Genomic DNA, 19,339 nt, shown 5'->3' with positions numbered 1-19,339 from the left:
CCGGTTGCTCGGCTGGCGTTTCACTGGTCGGTTCGTTAGTCACATTTGCCTCAGCAGACACATGCGTATCATCGCCCATTTGCATCGGATGACCACACGTGGCGCGCCGACCGGAACCCTCAGGAGAAAATCGCCGGACGCGTTCACCGGTGCGCAGCTGTCGTACCTTTGACCCGATGCGGATCGCGGTGGTGGAGGACGACGACGGCGTCGGTGAGGCGCTGGTTGATGCGCTCGCCGAGGTGGGCCACTCGCCGGTCCGGATGCGCCGCGGCGCCGACCTTCTGCTCGGCCACCGCGACGTCGACCTCGTGCTGCTCGACCTCGGCCTCCCTGACGCCGACGGGATGACCGTCCTGCGGCAACTGCGAGTGGTCAGCCAGGTGCCCGTCGTCGTGTTGACCGCCCGCGACGACGAGCGTTCGGTGGTACGGGCGCTGCGCGGTGGCGCCGACGACTATGTGGTGAAACCCGCGCGCCTCGGTGAGCTGCGCGCCCGCATCGAGGTCGCCGCGCGCAGGCGTATTTCAGCCGTCGACGAGGAACCGGACACGGTGGAGTCCGGTGACATCATCGTCGACCTGAATGCCCGGCGGGTTGAAGTCGGAGGCGAGGAAATCTCTCTGGCGCCCAAAGAATTCGAGGTGTTGGCCTACCTCGTGTCCCGCCGGGGCGAGGCGGTCAGCCGGCAGGAAATGATGGATGCGATCTGGGGTGACGCCTACGTGGCGATCTCCCGCAGTCTCGACGTGCACATGACGTCGCTGCGCGCCAAGCTCGGTCGGCCGCAAGCTATTACGACCATCCGCGGATACGGCTACCGGTGGAGTTTGTGACATGTGGCGGCGTGTTCTGCTGGTTCTTGTCATCTACTCCGCGATCGCCGTCATCGGCCTTGCGATTCCACTGGCAGTGACCCTCAGCCGAGAACGCCTGCAGCGGTTCGGCGAGAACAGATTTGCCGCCGCCTCGCACTTCGCCGGCCTGGCTTCGCGACAGGATGGCTACCAGGACATCGATCTCCAGCAGGCCGTCGACCGCTACTACACGCTCTACGGAGAGCCCGTCGTCATCGTCGACAGGAGTGGCAAACCACGGGCATCGGCAGGGTCGGGCACCACCTCACCGGACGTCGCCGGCGCCGTCTCGGAAGCCCTGCGCAATCAGCGCAGCCGCGTTCCGGGCACACTGACCCCCTGGTCTCCCGCACAAGTATTGATCGCGGTACCAGTCGGAACCGGCACACAGGTCGACGGCGCCGTCGTGCTGGCCGCCTCCACCGCCGCCGCCAAAGGCGACGTGACCCGGGCATGGCTGCTGATCGTTGCCGGCGCGGTCGCATTGCTGGCGGTTGCATCATTGATTGCTTTGGCCCTGTCGCGCTGGACGATTCGACCGCTGACCGAGCTCGCCGCACGAGTATCCTCCCTCGGCCACCGCGTTCTCGATCGCGCTCCCGGGGGCGGCTCCGATGACGACGGGCGCCCCGACACTGTGGGCGGATATGCCGGCCCGCAGGAGGTTCGCAGGCTTTCGGCCGTCTTCGACGCGATGGCCCGTGATGTGGAAGCGGCCGCCACCGCTCAGCGTCGGCTGGTCGCCGATTCAGCACATGCACTCCGAAACCCGCTGGCAGCACTGCGGATTCGACTCGACACTCTGGGCATGGCATTGCCGGAATCGTCAGCCGCCGCGCATCACAAGGCGGCGGTGGAAGTCGATCGACTCGAGGGCATCGTCGCCGACCTGCTCGCGTTGGCCACCGCCGAGACACGCCCCGACCCCGACGGCGAAGTCCGCAGCGCCGATGTGAGGGCAGCCATCACCGAGCGCCACGACTTCTGGTCGACGGCATTGACCGAGGCCCGCATCGAGGCCAGCGTCACCGATGCCTCCGACGGTCCGCTGTTCGCGAGCATCCCCGACCGCGACCTCACCCAGATCCTCGACATCGTCCTGAGCAACGCGGTGAAGTACGCCGGCACCGGTACCCACGTCGATATCGGGGTCCGACGTGTCGGCGACGACGTCGCGGTGTGGGTGGAGGACAACGGTCGCGGGGTATCCGAGCAGGACCTCCCGTTGATCGCGACCCGCTTCTTCCGGGCCGCCAACACCAACGGTCAGGGCACCGGACTCGGCCTGTCCATCGCTCGGGCGCTCACCGAGCGCGCAGGTGGGGTGTTCGGCATCGGCCCCGGCAGCAGCGGCGGGTTACGCATCGACCTGCGGCTCCCCGCTGCTGACTGAGACCGCAGGGCCGAATGAGTTTCGTCCTAAGGGAGTGTTAGGGATCGCGCCCGCGCCTTCCAAAGACCTTGTGACTGCCACCACAGTGGGGTCGCGACGGCGATGTCGGCGGCTCCGGTCCCGCCACAGCCCGTCACGGACAAGGAGACAGTCATGACCAGTTCGGCCATCCGTGAGCCGCTCGACGGTGCCGCGTCGACGACACCCGAGTCGTCGCCGGCCGCCACCCGCCGCGCGATCTTCAACACGTTGCGCGGGTCCTCGGGCAACCTCGTCGAGTGGTACGACGTCTACGTCTACACGGTGTTCGCCACCTACTTCGAGAGTCAGTTCTTCGACTCCGCGGACAAGAACTCGACCATCTACATCTACGCGATCTTCGCGGTCACCTTCCTGATGCGCCCGGTCGGTTCGTGGTTCTTCGGCCGTTTCGCCGACCGCCGCGGCCGTCGTGCGGCGTTGACCTTCAGCGTGTCGCTGATGGCCGCATGCTCACTGCTGATCGCTCTGACTCCGGGCCGGGAGAGCATCGGCGTGTGGGCCGCGGTCATCCTGGTGCTGTGCCGCCTGGTTCAGGGATTCGCCACCGGCGGGGAGTACGGAGCATCGGCCACATACATGTCCGAGGCGGCGACCCGTGAGCGACGCGGATTCTTCTCCTCGTTCCAGTACGTCACGCTCGTCGGCGGCCACGTCTTGGCGCAGCTGACCCTGCTCGTGATGCAGACGTTCCTCGAACGTGAGCAGATTCAGGAGTTCGGTTGGCGCATCGCCTTTTTCATCGGCGGTGTGGCTGCGGTGGTGGTGTTCTGGCTGCGGCGCAGCATGGACGAATCGTTGACCCCCGAACAGCTCGATGCGGTACGGCGCGGCGAGGACGACGGCTCGGGCTCGATCCGAGAGTTGATGGCTCATCACTGGCGGGCCCTGCTCACCTGCTTCGCCGTCACCATTGGCGGCACCATCGCGTTCTACACCTACAGCGTCAACGCCCCGGCGATGGTCAAGACCGCCTACGAAGACCATGGCATGACCGCGACGTGGATCAATCTCATCGGGTTGACCTTCCTGATGGCGATCCAGCCGATCGGTGGATTGATCAGCGACAAAGTGGGCCGCAAGCCCGTGCTGCTGTTCTTCGGGTTCGGAGCGGTGGTCTACACCTACGTACTCATCACCGTCTTGCCCCAAACCACCTCAGTGGCAATGTCTCTGACATTGATGTGCGTCGGCTACGTGATCCTGACCGGGTACACCTCGATCAACGCCATCGTCAAGGCAGAGCTGTTCCCGTCGCACGTACGGGCACTCGGAGTGGGTCTGGGCTACGCGCTGGCGAATTCGGCCTTCGGTGGCACCGCGCCGCTGATCTACCAGGCGGCCAAGAGCGGTGGCCACGTCACGTGGTTCATCGGCTACGTCACCGTCGTCATCGCGGTTTCACTGTTCGTCTACCTGTTCGTGTTGAAGAACAAATCCGAGACGGCGCTCGATCGCGAACAGGGCCGCGCGTTCGTGTGACGTTCTAGGCTGCCGACTGTGTCGTCGATGTCCCGAAGGTCTGTCCTCCGGGGCATCGCGATGCTGTCGGCAGGCTTGTCGATCGCGTCCTGCCGCACCGGCGACGACGACTCTGTGCGTCTCGCGGCCGGCGAGCCGGGCGGCTTCTTCTGGGAGTTCTCCGGTCTGCTCGCCGCGGCCGGCGCCCGATCGGCGACCGCGCACATCGAACCGCTGCAGACCAACGGTTCAGCCGACAACATCGAAGCATTGAGATCGGGACGTGCCGAGTTCGCGATGAGCCTGCGCGACACAGCGCAGGACAGTCCCGACGCGCTGATGGCCGTCGGGCGTGTCTACGAAAATTACTTTCAGGTCGCGGTGCGCGACGACTCCCCCATCCGGTCGCCGTCGGACCTGCGGGGACGCGTCGTCAGCGTCGGTGCGCCGGGCTCCGGTGCGACGACGCTGTCGCAGCGAGTTCTAGTCGCCGCCGGATTGGCCGAGCCGGGCGCTGTTCGCCAAGTGCAACAGACGATGAGCGATGCCGCCGCCGCGCTCACCGCAGGCGACATCGACGCGGCCATGTGGGCCGGAGGCCTGCCCACCCCCGCGTTCGGCGAGCTGAGCGTCGGCATCCGACTCCTCGACCTGGCATCGGTGGTACCCGCGCTGCGGCAGACGTACGGGACCACCTACGAGCCCGTGTCGGTGCCGGCCGACGTGTACGGTCGCCACCCGGCGGTGGTCACCGTGGGGGTGGCCAATCTGCTGTTGGTACGCCGAGATGTTCCCGACCACATCGTCGCCGCCATCGTCGATCTTCTTCTCGACGATCCGTCATCGCTCGTGCCGACACAGGCAGTCGGGAGCCAGTTCCTCGATGCCCAATCACTGATCCAGACCGGCCCGGTCGCTTTGCATCCCGGAGCGGCTGCGGAGTATCGGCGGAGACACGGTTGAGACGGCGGCGTCACTTGCGCGACACCGCCGTCCAGACCGCCTCGCGCCCCTGTACGAGTGCGCGGATCGTCGAACTGTAGCGGTGCTTACTTCGGTGTGATGGTTTCGGCGAACGTACCGCCACCGCGGTTCAGCCAGGTGACCGTGCCATGCTGGAATTCGCTGATCCAGCCACCGTTGGCGACGTCCGGTCCTCCGGCCGTCTCGGCCTCGTCGGCAGTGGGGAAGCCCAACTGGCCTGCCGGACCGCCGTTTTCGGTATAGACCCTCAAGATCTCGCCCTGCACCACGTGTGCGCCGGTCGAGGGCGAGGAATAGATGGTGCCGTTGGCGAAAGCTTGCACCGTGCCGTCGCCCACCTTCTCCGGCTGCGCAGTCGGGAGACCCAGCGTGGCCTCACCGCCGGCCTTGGCGAATGCGTCTGCGGTGGGGCCGTCGAGCGTCACGTCGCCGACACCGGGCGCGTTCAGCGTGCTGGGCGCTCCGCCGGTGGCCGACTCGACCGCGCTTGAGGCTTCGCTGGCGCCGGACTCGACCGCGCTTGAGGCTTCGCTGGCGCCGGACTCGACCGCACTCGTGCCGGCATCGACGGCCGACGATGCGACGCTCGATGCACTCGACATCGCGTCCTTGGCGGCATCTTCTGTTTGTGAGCACGCAACGCCGGCCGCCCCCGAGATCGCAAGAGCTGCAGCTACCGCGCCTGTACGTTTCATCAGCATTGTGTTCATTTGCTGAACGTAACACCGGGGGCCACGACTCGTCAGCACGTGCTTGGAAATTTGGGATGGCAGGCCCACATTTGGGATGCCTCGCCGACATGCGGGCTGATGACAGATTTGCTGTGCGCTCGCATGGGTTCTTATCAGGCCATGTCCAGCGAACGAATCTTCTGGTCAGGCAGGGCAACACCCGAATTCGTCAGCTAGTTTCCGTTGGCCTCATTCACCGCGTCGCAGCCGGAGTCCTGCTCGCCGCGGGAGTGGCCAGATGTCAGGAAGCGTCAGCGGTCACCACTCTCGATTGCAGTACCCGCTCACCAGCGGTGACAATCTTCGCCACGGTTCTGGGTTCGATGTCGAGTTGCCGGGCGATGGACCTGTTGGGCAGCCCCCGCTCAAAGGTCAAGCGCAGCACGTCGGTCACCGCGCTCGGTTCGACACCCTCGACGGCATCGCCTTCGGTGATCGCCGCCGTCAGCGCCGACCACCGGTCCGCCGGCTCCTCCCGCTGCTGCACCGGCCGTGGAATCGGTTCGGCAGCAATGTGTTCCGGCAGCACACTCACGTCGGCAGCCACCTCCACCTCCTGTGCCCGCACGCGCGCCAACAGCGACAGTCCATGCGTAGAAGCCAGCAGCATCACCGGCGGCACCATCGCGATAGCGGCGGCCAGCCAACTCGACAGCGGAACACCTTTCGGGATGACCGCGTGCAGCGCGTTGCCGCCGATGCTGACCGCCGCCGAGGCGACCAGCACAGCCCAAAAGAACCGCCGGTCCCGGTCCCGATCCGAGTATGGCGCCAGTGCGACCACCGCCATCGTCGCCATCAGGATCGCGCCGTCGACGATCAGGGGCCACACCGACGCCAGGTTGGGCGGCCACCCCGCCCGCGCCGCCAGATCCCGCAATGCGGCGAATGACAACACGAAGCTGCCCACCCCGATCGCAGCGGTAATCGCCACCGCCGCGACCCGCGTAACCCGCAACACCGCCGGCGAACTCGGTCCCATGGTCATTCGCTGCCCCTTTCTGTGCCCGCCGGAACGTACCCGCCGGCACCGACACACTTGGCGCAGCGGACCGTACCTGGGGTGTCGGCGGCCAGTGTTGGGCGTTGGTATCCCACAACAGAAACAGCTAGCCGATATGGCAGATGCATTGGTCAACGTAGTGTGCGATTTTGACGCAGCAATTGCAGCAACGACGCGAAAGGTTGCCAATTATTCTCACTGACGACGTCGAATTTGAGCACTGTTTGCCAATCGTTTGGTAGACGACCGGGATTACCACGTAGATTCGACGGCCACAAATATTTTCGTTCGAAAATATTCGCGACTAATCAATTAGGAACACGTCCGCATGATCACCTTCCGACATAGCGTCGTATGCGTTCGTGTCAATTTCCTCGGGAGGAAGGAACAGAGATGGGTAAGGGTCTGAATATCTCCAAGGACACACTCACCAAGGCAGGAATAGCAGCTGCAGTGGCCTCGGCTATGGCCGTCGGAGCGTTCGGCGCGACCGCACCCGCGCACGCATGGTGCGCGGGAATCAGCGGCATCAATATCGGCGGGGGCTGCTCGAGCACCTTGGGCAACTTCGCACTCGGCCTAGGGCCGAACGCGATTGCGAGTTCCAGTGGGTTCATCACCGGCGCCATTGCCTTGGGAGACGCTTTTGCAGCGTCTGCGGGTACTCTCACCGCCGCCTGGGCGGGCGGCACCGGTTCGGAGGCATACACAGACGGCCTCCTCAGCTGGGCCATGGCGCAAGGCACCAACGTATCCGCAGTTGCAGGTGGGCAGAATTCTGACTTTGCCAACTTCGCCTTCAACTTCGGCAACGCCGTAGAGCCATGGCTCGGCGGAGAAAACGAAGAGTTGGGAACAAGCAACGTTGACGCGAGTTTCGGCAGCTTCAACCTTGCGGCCAACCTCGGCGGAAATGCCAATGCCGTCGAGGGAACCACGAAAGACATGCGCGTGTGGGCCGGCGGCTTGGAAGGCGATGAGAGTTTCGGTTCGGCAGCGCTCAATCTCTTCGGCAACCGTAACGATGTCCAAGCCTTCGGCTCTGGCGTTGCGGCCATCGCCGTCGGCAACCCGTTCGGGTTTCCGAACGGCAGCGACAGCATCGTGCGGGTCGGCGATTTTGTTGAGGGGATATCTGGCGGAAGCCTGAGCCTGGCATTCAATGTTCAGCCGCCGTTTATCACCGAAGAGTGCGGCACGGGGCAATGCGGCAACACCGTGACCGTCGGCAATGGCTACCTGTCGATCGCGGGCGCAGTGGGATTGGTCAATCGGGTCGTCGAACAAATTGGACCGGGAATCCGGATCAATACCCCATTGAATCCGCCCCCGACGGTCACGAATGTGCTTGCTGCAAGCGACACGGACAGCGCAGCCAAAGCGAAGAACACCAAAGCGTCAGCGCCGAAGTCGATCAGTGACGGGATCAAGGCCAACAAGCAGCGAAGCCTCGTCCGGTCCAGCCTCAACTCCAGCCAAGGTGCCAAGGCGGATGCTGACGGCGGTGATAGTGCATCCAGAGCGAACGGCGAGGGATCATCTGCACCGAAGTCGCTCAAGAGCCGGATCAACGAGACCAAGAAGAAGGTGAGCGACGCCGTCAGCAAGGCCACCGGCAAGAAGTCGACAAAGGCCAACGCCGACGCCGAATGACGCTCGCTCCCCGGACTGGCATGAAGTGTTTCAGTTACCGGCCCTAGCGGCGCCCCTACGGTGCCCCCAGTCGGACTCGAACTGAACCGTCGTGGTCTGGATGGAGACCCTTCCATCCAGACCAGGACGGTTCACGCTGTGTAGAGATGCCAGCTTTCAAATCCCGTATCCATGCAGCGGTGCGGATGGTGGGACTCGAACCCACAACACAGGGATTTTAAGTCCCCTGCCTCTGCCAATTGGGCTACACCCGCTTGAGCCGGGAGTCTATCTAGGTCCGTGTGAATGCAGGTCAGAAGGTAGTCTCCTGAATTTTGTACCTAGCTTTGTTGCGCCGTTCGAGAACCCCTGCGCGGCCATCGATCTTCCCTGTCAGACGACCGCTTTCAACCCTTTGACCTGTACCACCTTCCTTTGGGCAGACCGCGTGAATCCGCAGGCCGGACAGATTTTAAGTCCTCTGCCAATTGGGCTGTGACTTCTCTGACGGCTGGAAGCCGTCAGATTCTTCTCACGCCGCGTGGGCGTGAAGGGCCAGTCCAGCCCGTAGAATGTTGCGTGCGGCGTGTTCGTCGGCCTGGATCGGTCCGTGACCGCATGAGACGCAACGAAATACCGCTTGGGTGACACGATTCTCGGGTGCTGCGTGGCCGCATTTCTCGCAGCCGTCGGAGGTGTGCCGGGGATCGACCTCAATCCAGACACGCCCAGCCTCTTCCGCTTTGGCGCGCAGTTTTGAGACGAAAGCTCCCCAGCCCGCGTCGCTGATACTCCTATTCAACCCGGATTTCGCCCGGGCACCGTTCTTGAGGAACTGCCCAGGATTGTCCGGGTCGGGCACCGGTTGGGCCCGCCGCAACATATTGACGATCTTGAGATCCTCCACCACCAGCACGTCGTAAGACTCGACGAGAGCACGTGCCCGCTTGTGGTGAAAGTCCTTGCGCTGATTGGCGATCTTGCGATGCCGCGCCGCCACCGTCTCGCGCCGCCGTTGACGGTTCTTCGAACCACGCTGAGCGCTCTGCAATCGCTGCTGAGCGGCGACGAGTTCATCGCCGGCGGCTCGTCCCCAGCGCGGATTATCAATATGCACACCGTCGCTGGTGGTGACGAAACTCGCGATCCCGACGTCGATCCCGGCCTGGCGCCCGGTGGCCGGCAGCGGATTGGCCGGCACGTCATCGCACGACAACACCAGCATCCAGCGCCGCCCCTGACGTTTGACCTGAATCGTCTTCACTCGGCCCGCCACCGAGCGGTGCAACTCGACCTTGACCTGTCCGATACCCCGCAAATACACCCGCTTAGCCTCGGGCAGCCACCGGGCACCATCACCGTCTTTGGGCCACTCCACCGAATCGAACCGGGCCTTGCCCTTGAACCGCGGATAGCCAGCCTTGACACCAGGTTTCGCAGTCTTCACCCGGCGAAAGAATCCCGCGAACGCCTTGTTCAACCTCCGCAACGTGGCCTGCTGCGACGAGAACGACCACACCGCCTGATCCGGGCATGCCGCCCGGATCTCGGTCAACTGCGCCGACTGATCCCCGTAGTTGATCCGGGTCTGGCTGCGCGACCAGGCATCGCGGCGCTCCTGCAACGCCGCGTTATAGAGCTCGCGGTGGCCTTCCAGGCAGGCCGCCAACGCGACGTGCTGGCGTGCGGTCGGACGCAGCCGAAACACGTAAGAACGTCTCACGATGATGCCACCGCGTCCCCCTGATACTTGATGTAGCGGCGCACCGTCGACTCCGAGGCATATCCGACCGACGCGGCGAGATACGACGGCGACCACAGCGCATTCGCCAACCGCAGGTGCAGCCCTAGCGAACTCACTCCACCTGGAGTTCGGCGAAACCGGCGCTCAGACACGCCGCACACGTTACGAGACGACACCGACAAACCCACGACCACACGCTGTTCACCAGGCCCGATACCCCCCGATGGCTAACACCCGCCGGTCCCCTCGCGCCGCACTGGTGGGGGCTGTGAGCGATCGATCGCACGATATCCGGTGGCCGACGGTCTAGCCTCCCGCAACCCGGCAGCAGGTCCGTCTGGATGTGGCACAGGCGTGAACTGTGCGCAATGTGCAGGCCGGACCGGCCGGGGTGGTGCACCGGGGCAAGCAATACCGGCTGACCGATCCCGCAATCCAGCGCTCCCCAGACCAGCACGCTCGGCTCGTCGCGACCTTGGCACCGCGAATGTGAACAAGTTGGCGAGTTTCAGCCAGGATCTCGCCAACTTGTTCACGTTCGGCCAGAGGGCGGACGGGCGTAGGCTCCCCATATCCCGAGCCTCGGGAGGTCGCCGTGCACGAACTGACCATCGAACTCCGCGATGTGGTGCGTGAGTACCGGGTCGGCGGTCAAACAGTGCGTGCCCTCGACGCGATCAGCCTGCAACTCCGCGGCGGACAGTTCGTGTCGGTCGTCGGGCCATCGGGCGCGGGCAAGAGCACGTTGTTGCACCTGCTCGGCGCGTTGGACTCCCCCGACTCGGGGTCGATCACCTTTGACGGCGACGAGATCGGCCGGCTGAGTGATGCGCAGCAGTCGGAGTTCCGCCATCATCGCGTGGGGTTCGTCTTCCAGTTCTTCAATCTCTTGCCCACCTTGTCTGCGTGGGAGAACGTCGCAGTCCCGAAGCTGCTCGACGGTGTCCGCCTCGGCAAGGTGAAAGCCGACGCCATTCAACGACTGGAGCGCGTCGGCCTCGGTCACCGGACCGCACACCGTCCCGCGGAACTGTCCGGTGGCGAGATGCAGCGGGTCGCGGTGGCGCGGGCGTTAATGATGGACCCGCCGCTGATCCTCGCCGACGAACCGACCGGCAACCTCGACTCATCCACGGGCACTGCGATTTTGGCACTTCTGGCCGAGGTCGCACATGAGAAGGGTGAGGGTCGGCTCGTGGTGATGGTGACCCACAATGCCGATGCCGCGGCGGCGACCGACCGGGTGATCACCCTGCAGGACGGCCGGCTCGGTTCCGACGAGGTGCTGGTGGTCGGAGGGTGAGACCGGCCGCCATAGCCGCCGCAGCCAGCCGCCTACGCCTGTTCAGCGTGCGCGAACTGGCCGTGCATCGTCGGCGCACGATCGCCTCGATCGCCGTAATGGCCGTCTCGGCAATGTATCTGGTGGCGATCTTCGGCATCTTCGGATCCATCACCGGATCGGTCAACCGGCTGGCCGACAGCATCGCCGGCGTCGCCGCACTCGAAGTTTCGGGCATCACCGACGCGGGATTTCCCGACACGATCACGGCCGATGTGGCCGCAGTTCCCGGCGTAGCGACCGCGGCGCCGATGATTCGGACGTCCGCGTCCACAGCGTCGGGACCCGTTCTGTTGCTCGGCGCCGACGAGAGCAGCAGCGAGTTCGAGAACGCCCTCAAAGACGCTGTCGACGTACGACTGGACGCGCCATCGACAAACCCGAACGGCGTCCGCATCGGGCCGGGGATCGGTCACACGGAGGGCGAGCAGTTCCAGCTGGGCTCGGGTCTTGTCACCGTCACCGACGTCCTCGAAGGTGAGCAGCTCGCGGAACTCAACGGTGGGCACTATGTCCTCGCCCCACTTCCCTTGGCGCAGAAACTCACCGGGCGGCTCGGCCAGATCGACTCGATCCTGATCAGCACGGAGCCGGAAGCAGACATAACCACGGTTCGCGACCAGGTAACAGCCAAGGTGGACGGCCGGGCCATCGTCGCCGACCCCAGCCTGCGGGCAACCCGGGCCGGCGACGGTGTCAAGCTGATGAACTACATGGCCCTGATGGGTGCCGTAGTGGCGCTGGTGGTCGGTGCATTCCTGATCTACACCACGATGACGATGGCCATTTCCCAACGCCGGCCAGTCATCTCGATGCTGCGGGCAATCGGCGGACGACGCGCCACCATCGTTCGCGACATGCTCGCCGAGGCAGCGATTCTCGGACTGATCGGTGGAGCAATCGGATGCGGCTTAGGAATCATCCTGGGCCGCATGGCGATTGGCAGGCTACCACCGGCAGTCACGCAAGGTCTGGAAGCTCGCGTCGAGTACTGGCTGCCCGGCTACGCAATACCGGCCGCCCTCGTCGCCACGGTAATCACCAGCGTGGTCGCGTCGGCGGTGGCCGCGCGGCAGGTCTACAAGGTCTCCCCGATCGAGGCGCTGGCACCGGTCGGGGTGTCCCAGGCGGACGTCGTTCCCCGATGGCTGCGGATCGCCGCCGGCGTCGGAGCCGTCGCGGTGTTCGTCGCAGCCCTGCTGATGGTGCTCCGTGAAAGCGGCACACTGGCATTCGTCGCGATGTCGGCCCTGTTTTGCGCGCAGATCGCGCTTGGCTTCGCCCTCGCCGGCCCCATCGTCCGAGCCACCGCCGCGACGGCGCGCGTGTTCGGATCGGTCGGGGCGTTGGCCGCGGCGACGGTCGAGCGGGCGCCGCGCCGCGTGTGGGCCACGGTGATGACTGTGCTCATCGCCGTCGTCACCACCGTCGTGATCACCGGCACGAACAACGACATGATCCGCTCCGCACGCGACATCTTCGCTCCGGTCGCGGATGTCGACGTGTGGGTGAGCGCAAACCCACCCGACAGCTACCCCACCGACCCTCTGCCGCAAGGCCTTTCCGAGAAAATAGCGGACATACCGGGCGTCGCCCACGTCACCGAGGGCGCCTCAGGGTTCGCGGTGGTCGGCGGCACCCGCGTGATGCTCGACGGGTTCTCCCCCGGATCCAATGATTCGTTCTTCCGCGCGCTCGACGAGCCGACCCGCGACGCGGTGCTCGCCGGCCGGGGCGTGGTGCTCTCCCAGAACCTCGGCAGCACACTCGACGTACAGGCCGGTGACGCACTGGAACTACAAACACCGCACGGCCCACGGGAAACCACAGTGCTGGCCCTGGTGCCGTACTTCTCCACGGTCATCGGCACGGTCGGCATGGACCTCGATCAGATGCGAGCCTGGTTCGACCGTCCCGCGGCGACAACGCTCCAGATCACCGCGGCCGACGGTGTCGATCCGAACACGCTGCTGGCCGACGTCCGCAATGCGGTGCCCGCACCCAACCACATCTACGACGGCCAAGCAGCGCTGGCAGGCCGAGAGGCGCCGCTGCATCAGAGCATGCTCATCGCCAACGCGGTGCTGGCCATCGTCGTCCTCGTCGCCGCTGTCGCACTGCTCAACACGTTGACGCTGTCAGTTCTCGAACGGCGTCGCGAAATCGGTGTGCTGCGGGCGATGGGGTCCAGCCGCCGGTTCACCTTGCAGATGGTCCTGGTCGAAGCGGCCGCCATCGGTGTCGTCGGCGGCGGGTTGGGGCTGTTGTTCGGCCTGTTGGATCAGTGGCTGTTCAGCCTTGTCAGCGGGGACATCATGAACTTCGCCGTGGACTTCCGGCCGAGCCCGATGGCGCTTGCCTTCGCGATCGGCGCGCTGGTGGTGAGCCTGCTCGGCTCGGTGCCACCTGCGCGACGTGCGGCGCGGCTCAACATCATTGAGGCGGTCGGCACCGAATAAGCAGGACTGGACGAACCACGAACCACCGGACACACTGGCGCAATGCCGACCGTCTACAAGAACCCGCGTGGTCAACAGGCGGTGCGGCAATGGTGTTCGGAAGCGTTGGCGCGAGCGGACTTCCCAATTGCCAACGCGACCTTGCACACGAGCGTCGGCCGGGTGGAACTCACCTCCGCCGGAACTGGACGACCGCAGGTCGTCATGGTGCCCGGCACCGGGTTCAACGCTGCGGTGGCTCTGCCGTTGCTGCACGCCCTGTCGGCCCATTGGGCGACCACAGTCGTGGATCTGCCCGGTCAGCCCGGACTCAGCGATCCGCGTCGGCCCCGCAGGGGGCGGCTGGCCTGGTACGGCCGAGTGCTGGATGAGATTTTGGCGGCGATGGATGCCGACGGGATTGTGGTGGTCGGCAATTCGCTGGGCGCTGCCGTGGCGCTAGCCGCCAACTCGCCCCGAATCGCGGCGCGGGCGCTGATCTCACCCGCCGGCTTTATCCGGCTCAGCTTGGACCCGAAACTAGCGCTGGCTTCGGCGGTTTGGCTGATGCATCCCACAGTCGAACACACCCGCCGCATGCTTCGGCTGTTCGTCGCCCCCGGTGCGGACCCGCCTGAGACCGAGGTGGAATGGATGGCCCTCATGGCTGCCTGCTGCCGAACGACTCTGGCGCCTCCGCCCCTGCCCGCCGAACTACTGGCCCGTCGCGCCGACCGACCGTGTGTAGTCGGGGTCGGCGAATATGACCGGTTCCTGCCACCACATCGACTGGCACCGGCGGTGCGCCGAACCATGAACCGCGACGTTCGGGTGTTCTCCGGCGTCGGCCACCTGACCACCTCAGCTCACCTCGACGAGGTGGTGTACCTGGTGGCCGAGGTTGTCGATCGACCCGCCAGCTGAGCCCAGACCGTCAGATGATGCCGAGTTGAATGAGCTTGATAAACAGCTCGTCGAAGGGATCCGTGACGGGAATGGCCAGCGAGAAATTCCCAAACGGGCTGATGAACGTGTTCACCGTTTGTCCGGGCACCCCAATACTCGCGGCGCCGAACCCCAGGTTGTCCTCGGGATCAGTCCCGGAGGTCAGAACATTCGTGAAGAACGGGGTCTCGACAACAACCGCAACATAATTGTCGTCTTCAGGGTCGCCAGCTGACGTGATCTTGATCAAGCCGAACAAATCGATGGTGGAACTCACGAAGCCCGGTTCAACCGCTGAGGTGACGAGCCCGGTGGTCGTTTGACCGGCGAACGGGTTGGTGATCGTCGACGGGCTTGAGACGGCCTGCTCGAATTCGCGGCGGGCGAAGGCCGCCAGTGTCCACGCGGCAGGCGACTGCACCGGCGCGGTGGGCGTGCTGTCGGCGAACGGCGACAGGACCGCGTTCACCAAAGTCGACACGACCCGATCCACCGGATCGGTGGGGGGCGCCGTTGCCGGGGCCTCAACACGTGAGCGCGCCTCGACGGCGACGTCGCGGACGTCGACGAAATTGCCTAGGGATGCCGGTGGGTCTGCGGCGGGCGGGGTAACCACAATGGTTGGCTTCGGGCTGGTCTTCGTCGATACGTTGCGTGACCACGGGCGGAATGTGGCGCCATCCGCATCGGTGCCACGCCTTTCCAGTTTCGCCGGCGCGCTCGCCTGCCCTGTCGAAGTGGTCGAGTCGGCCGCAGCCACCTCACCGGGCGCACCCTTGGCCACCTCGGCCCGCGGATTCAGCGAGCCGCGATCACGTTTCCGGGGTCCGGCCTTTGCCGACGAATTGTCAGACGACTTGTCAGACGACGCCGAGCCGGAATCCCGCGACGCTTCGCCACGCGAGTTCAGCGAACCCCGGTCACGCTTCCGGGGTCCGGCCTTTGCCGACGATTTATCAGACGACTTGTCAGACGACGACGCGCCCGATGAACGCGAGCCGGAATCGTCCGGCGCGGCCAACGCCACCGCCGGCGTACTGGCAACCGCCGCACCGACACCCAGCGCGACCGCCATTGCCCAAATACCATCGATGTGCTTTGCGTTACCCATGGTGGTTTCCCTTCGCTCACCCGCGCCGCATCGACGGGGAGATGGTGATCAAAAAGGCGTCGCAGGGTTGGCGGCGGGTCACCGTCGTGCGCGCCGGTGTCGTCGCGACCGCACAAAGTCGCTGCATAGCTATCGCCGAACCTTCAGAATGTTGACGTTGAAGCTGTACCCATACTGGTTACGGGCTAGCCCGTCCGACGGTTCAAATCCGTCCGCGGATTCACGCGCTGCTCTTGGCGACAGTCGCGTATCCCTGCAAATGCGGTGTGCACGGTGGCGGCACAAGGGTCCGTCGGATGCTGCGCAGCCCCGCGGTATCGAATCCGGCCGCGGCAATCGCCTCGATAGTTCGGCGGTTCGGGTGGCAACCGGACGCCAACCACGACCACGGCTTCGCGATCAGATCCTGGAACCGACCCATCGCGCCGTCCCCACGGACGTGCTCGAGGACAATCAACCGTCCAGTTGGTGCCAGCACGCGCCGGATCTCGCGGAGGGTAGCGCTCACATCATCGACCGAGCACAACACCAGCCCCACGTGTACCGAGTCGAAACTGTTGTCCGGGAAAGGAATGGATTCGCCGACCCCGTCGACGATTTCGACAGCAATGCCGTGCCGGTGGGCAAGGGCCGAAGCCATCCGTCGCATCGCCGCATCGGGCTCCACCGCGGCGACCGCCGTCACCGCGGGCGGAACAAACAGCAAATCGGTTCCGGGGCCGACACCGACGATCAGCAACCGGCCGACCGCGTTGCTCATCGCCTCGCGCCGATAGCGGCGATAGAACAATCGGTCGAAGATCGGCATGCCGAACCGATATACGTACGGGAACAACGGATTACGGCGAGTCATCGGCACCCAGATCCATCCGGAACGGCGGATACTCGTCGCTCATCAACGACACATAGACGGCCACCCGATAACGCCACCGGACCATTCCCATCAGGAGATCGAACATGTCCTGGGACACCGTCCCCCTGGCCAACAGCCGCACCGCGGAGATGACGCACAGCACCTGCAGCAGGGCCTCCATCGCCCAGCAGACGACGATCTGTGGAAGCGCCACGAGCCACCTCACCAACACGGCTGAGTTCGTGACCCGTTCGGGATAGTCGACCTCCAGGTCACCCGGGTAGTCCGGCCGGGGCGCGAGCGTGAACGGCGGATACTGGTCGGTGGTGTTCATCGGGAAGCGGTAGTTCATCACTCGCCAGGACCAGCGCAGCACCCCGACGTTGAAGTCGAAGATCGGCCGCGGATACCGCCCGGTGAACAAGATCGCCACGCCTGCAACGAAAGTCGACAATGGATACACCAGATAGAGACCGATCAGGATGGGATAGTGCGGGACAGCCAGCACGCACCACTTGACGAGCCACAGCCAGCGTGACGGCGCATCGATGGCTCCGCGTACCCGTACCGGATCTGACGTGGTCATCGCCATGGGTCCGACGGGACGGCACTCTCGCGGCCGATCTCTGCGGCGATGCGGCGGTGGCTCACCGCACCGAGGAACATCATCAACGCCCACGTGTTAACCCGATCAGGAATGAGCGCCGCCGGCTTGAGCACCGACTCATTGTGGGCCACCTGTAGCGACGCCAACCGGGAAACCGCCGCGACCTGGCGCCTGCGGGTCTTCTCGTACCACCTCAACGCCGCCGGAATGTCACCGTGGGCGCCCTGACCGTAATCCGAGACCGCCTTGCGCAACACCATGGTGTCGAGCAGCGCCTGATTGGTTCCCTGCGCGAAGGTGGGCGGCATCGTGTGTGCGGCGTCCCCGACCAGGGTGAGGGCACCGACGCCCTGCTCGCGGGATACCGGATGCCGAAAGTGCGGGTACGGCGAGTGCGCGAGATGGTCGTCGGTCAATGTCTCGAGCACGCGATCGGCCAGCTCGGACCAGCCGGCGAACGCGGACCGGATCAGGCCGATCGGGCTGTGCGGTCTCACGAAGTCCGCTGACCACGGCAGGTCGAACCACCATTGCAGAGCGTCGCCACCAGCCGGCCACAGGCCGAGATTGCCGCTCTCGCCGACAACGACTGTCGCGACGTTCTTGTCGCCGATGTCGGGAAGGGTGACCAGACCCTGCCAACTGCACCAGCCTGTCGGCTCCGCCGGCGGCGCACCGACGTATTCCCGAAGTATCGAATGCAGGCCGTCAGCACCGACCACCACATCCCCGTGAACCGCGCTGCCATCCTCGAAGTCCAGACGGACCCCGTCGGGCGTGCTGACCACGCTCACCCTGGAATTACACCGAATGCGTTCCACCGGAAAGCTTTCCAGAAGCCGTTCGAGCAGCATGCGACGTGGCACCATCGACACCGGCGCGCCGAGCCGAGCGGTGATCGCCGCCAAATCCAAGGTGGCAAGCCTGCGGCCCGTCGACGTCACGACTCGCACCTTCGAGAGTTGCTGACCGGCGCCATCCATATCGACGCCGAGCTGCCGCAGAACCGTCTCACCGTTGGACCAGATGGTCACCGCACCGCCACCGGCGCGCACCTCGGGACGCTGCTCGAAGACCGTGACATCGTGCCCGTCCCGCAACAGTGCGCGGGCAATGGAAACACCGCCCACGCCGGCACCGACGACGAGGGCCCGAAGCGGCCGTTTCGTCCCCACGGCTCAAGTTTCGACCGCCTGTGGGCCCGGTGTACAGGTTTCTGCCAGTTGTCGCCGCGTTCGACGGATCAGGACAACGACGGCTGAGCGGCGACGACGACCACCGGCCGGGGAAACCGCAGCGTCGCGCAGGCATCGTCGAGGGTCTCGTCGACCGCGGCCGCAATCTCCGACAAGTCACCGCGCCCGACACCGAAGGTGAGCCCACAGCCGCCGAGCGCGATCCGGGTGAGAATGACCCCGTGGTCACGACGGATCTGCGTCATCTCGGCGAGCAGGTCACCGATCGCGGCGGGATAGCTGACGAAATGGTGTTCGTCCGAGCCGATCTCGCCATACAACCCCACCAGCTCCAGTCGGCGGCAGCCAGGCAACGACAGCGCTGCGCCGGAGCGCGTCATACCCACCAACACGCGCTGCCTGCGCCTCGCGGTAGCCGCCAGCAGGTCGGCCTGCTCGGCGGCGGTGACCACTACCCGCCCCACCCCGAGACTGGCCGCGCAGAACACCAATTCGTCGGCGGACATGCCGGCGGCGTGCGCGGTCATCCGCATCGGGTGGATGCCCGTTGCGATCGCCACCGCGAGTTCCTGGCTGTCTCGGATATCGACGGCCACACCGTGGTCCCTCGCCCAGCGCGCAACAGCGTTGTTTCGCAACACCGTCGCAGGTAGCGCCAACTGCACCACGCCCAGCGCGCGCCGGTTGATCGTGCAGCGCCGCAACGTTTCCCGGTCCTGCGGCGGATCTGCAGGCATGGTGGTGACCGACGGCTTGGACATAAAGAACGAGGAGAGCGTCACACCTCGACCGTTCACCGCGTGGGCCATACCGGCCAGTGTCCTTGCGGTCTCTTGACGGCCCCTGTGTGAACCTTGACGCCTTGCTGACAACGTCGCGGCGCGACAGTGATCGAAGACCGTTAAAGACCGCCGCGTGCGCGTAAAGAAACCGTCAAGACCCCGTTCACGGCGCTGAGCTGGGCAGATCCTGGTTCAGGTCGCCGAAATCCGGTGACCTGTAA

The 19,339-nt window shown here is 65.2% G+C and carries 17 protein-coding genes and 1 tRNA gene; 8 read left to right on the top strand and 10 right to left on the bottom strand.

Features of this window, described 5'->3' with window-relative positions:
• The first annotated feature begins 176 nt into the window (after positions 1 to 176).
• The 4 genes from ABQF30_RS21535 to ABQF30_RS21520 all read left to right on the top strand — a co-directional run bounded on the left by ABQF30_RS21535 (position 177) and on the right by ABQF30_RS21520 (position 4,713).
• Positions 177 to 836, top strand: coding sequence for a response regulator transcription factor (locus ABQF30_RS21535; RefSeq protein WP_448467527.1), 660 nt, complete (start codon positions 177 to 179; stop codon positions 834 to 836).
• A gap of 1 nt (position 837) precedes the next feature.
• On the top strand, positions 838 to 2,250 hold the full coding sequence (locus ABQF30_RS21530) for a sensor histidine kinase (protein WP_448467525.1): 1,413 nt from the start codon (positions 838 to 840) through the stop codon (positions 2,248 to 2,250).
• A 153-nt stretch (positions 2,251 to 2,403) separates the two neighbouring features.
• Positions 2,404 to 3,771: an MFS transporter gene (locus tag ABQF30_RS21525; protein WP_448467523.1), complete on the top strand. Its 1,368-nt coding sequence runs from the start codon at positions 2,404 to 2,406 to the stop codon at positions 3,769 to 3,771.
• 27 nt (positions 3,772 to 3,798) lie between these two features.
• Positions 3,799 to 4,713 (top strand): TAXI family TRAP transporter solute-binding subunit, encoded by a 915-nt coding sequence (locus ABQF30_RS21520; protein WP_448467521.1) that lies wholly within the window; start codon positions 3,799 to 3,801, stop codon positions 4,711 to 4,713.
• An 86-nt stretch (positions 4,714 to 4,799) separates the two neighbouring features.
• Here ABQF30_RS21520 and ABQF30_RS21515 read toward each other — a convergent pair whose 3' ends face one another.
• Positions 4,800 to 5,444 carry an LGFP repeat-containing protein gene (locus ABQF30_RS21515; protein WP_448467519.1) on the bottom strand — a complete coding sequence of 215 codons (645 nt, stop codon included), beginning with the start codon at positions 5,442 to 5,444 and terminating at the stop codon, positions 4,800 to 4,802.
• A 262-nt stretch (positions 5,445 to 5,706) separates the two neighbouring features.
• The gene (locus ABQF30_RS21510) at positions 5,707 to 6,453 is read right to left on the bottom strand and encodes a DUF2637 domain-containing protein (protein WP_448467517.1); all 747 of its coding nucleotides are present in this window, start codon (positions 6,451 to 6,453) and stop codon (positions 5,707 to 5,709) included.
• 408 nt (positions 6,454 to 6,861) lie between these two features.
• On the opposite strand from ABQF30_RS21510, the gene ABQF30_RS21505 reads away from it, so the two are divergent.
• Positions 6,862 to 8,121 carry a hypothetical protein gene (locus tag ABQF30_RS21505; RefSeq protein ID WP_448467515.1) on the top strand — a complete coding sequence of 420 codons (1,260 nt, stop codon included), beginning with the start codon at positions 6,862 to 6,864 and terminating at the stop codon, positions 8,119 to 8,121.
• 180 nt (positions 8,122 to 8,301) lie between these two features.
• Here ABQF30_RS21505 and ABQF30_RS21500 read toward each other — a convergent pair.
• From ABQF30_RS21500 to ABQF30_RS21490, 3 genes are all read right to left on the bottom strand, one after another.
• Positions 8,302 to 8,375: transfer RNA gene (locus ABQF30_RS21500), tRNA-Leu, on the bottom strand.
• A 257-nt stretch (positions 8,376 to 8,632) separates the two neighbouring features.
• Positions 8,633 to 9,823 (bottom strand): RNA-guided endonuclease InsQ/TnpB family protein, encoded by a 1,191-nt coding sequence (locus ABQF30_RS21495; RefSeq protein ID WP_448467513.1) that lies wholly within the window; start codon positions 9,821 to 9,823, stop codon positions 8,633 to 8,635.
• Positions 9,820 to 9,960: a transposase gene (locus ABQF30_RS21490; protein WP_448467511.1), complete on the bottom strand. Its 141-nt coding sequence runs from the start codon at positions 9,958 to 9,960 to the stop codon at positions 9,820 to 9,822. Before ABQF30_RS21490 ends, ABQF30_RS21495 begins: the two co-directional genes overlap by 4 nt.
• Before the next feature lie 488 nt (positions 9,961 to 10,448).
• Between ABQF30_RS21490 and ABQF30_RS21485 the strand changes: the two genes are divergently transcribed.
• From ABQF30_RS21485 to ABQF30_RS21475, 3 genes are read left to right on the top strand one after another with little or no spacing between them, the layout of a single operon-like run.
• Positions 10,449 to 11,147, top strand: a complete 699-nt coding sequence (locus ABQF30_RS21485; RefSeq protein ID WP_448467809.1) for an ABC transporter ATP-binding protein — start codon at positions 10,449 to 10,451, stop codon at positions 11,145 to 11,147.
• Positions 11,144 to 13,645, top strand: a complete 2,502-nt coding sequence (locus tag ABQF30_RS21480; RefSeq protein ID WP_448467509.1) for an ABC transporter permease — start codon at positions 11,144 to 11,146, stop codon at positions 13,643 to 13,645. Before ABQF30_RS21485 ends, ABQF30_RS21480 begins: the two co-directional genes overlap by 4 nt.
• 42 nt (positions 13,646 to 13,687) lie before the next feature.
• On the top strand, positions 13,688 to 14,548 hold the full coding sequence (locus ABQF30_RS21475; RefSeq protein ID WP_448467507.1) for an alpha/beta fold hydrolase: 861 nt from the start codon (positions 13,688 to 13,690) through the stop codon (positions 14,546 to 14,548).
• A 10-nt stretch (positions 14,549 to 14,558) separates the two neighbouring features.
• Here the strand turns inward: ABQF30_RS21475 and ABQF30_RS21470 are convergent, their stop codons facing one another.
• The 5 genes from ABQF30_RS21470 to ABQF30_RS21450 form a co-directional block, all read right to left on the bottom strand.
• Positions 14,559 to 15,644: a hypothetical protein gene (locus ABQF30_RS21470; RefSeq protein ID WP_448467505.1), complete on the bottom strand. Its 1,086-nt coding sequence runs from the start codon at positions 15,642 to 15,644 to the stop codon at positions 14,559 to 14,561.
• A 256-nt stretch (positions 15,645 to 15,900) separates the two neighbouring features.
• Entirely contained in the window at positions 15,901 to 16,533 is a 633-nt protein-coding gene (locus ABQF30_RS21465) for a class I SAM-dependent methyltransferase (protein WP_448467503.1), read from the bottom strand.
• Entirely contained in the window at positions 16,520 to 17,119 is a 600-nt protein-coding gene (locus ABQF30_RS21460) for a DUF4389 domain-containing protein (RefSeq protein WP_448467807.1), read from the bottom strand. Before ABQF30_RS21460 ends, ABQF30_RS21465 begins: the two co-directional genes overlap by 14 nt.
• Positions 17,116 to 18,315, bottom strand: coding sequence for an FAD-dependent oxidoreductase (locus ABQF30_RS21455; protein WP_448467501.1), 1,200 nt, complete (start codon positions 18,313 to 18,315; stop codon positions 17,116 to 17,118). The genes ABQF30_RS21460 and ABQF30_RS21455 overlap by 4 nt, the downstream gene beginning before the upstream one ends.
• A 68-nt stretch (positions 18,316 to 18,383) precedes the next feature.
• Entirely contained in the window at positions 18,384 to 19,145 is a 762-nt protein-coding gene (locus tag ABQF30_RS21450) for a type III PLP-dependent enzyme domain-containing protein (protein WP_448467499.1), read from the bottom strand.
• Between the last annotated feature and the right edge of the window lie 194 nt (positions 19,146 to 19,339).

Source organism: Mycolicibacterium sp. XJ870, from assembly GCF_053483975.1.
This window is presented reverse-complemented; position numbering and strand designations above follow the sequence as displayed.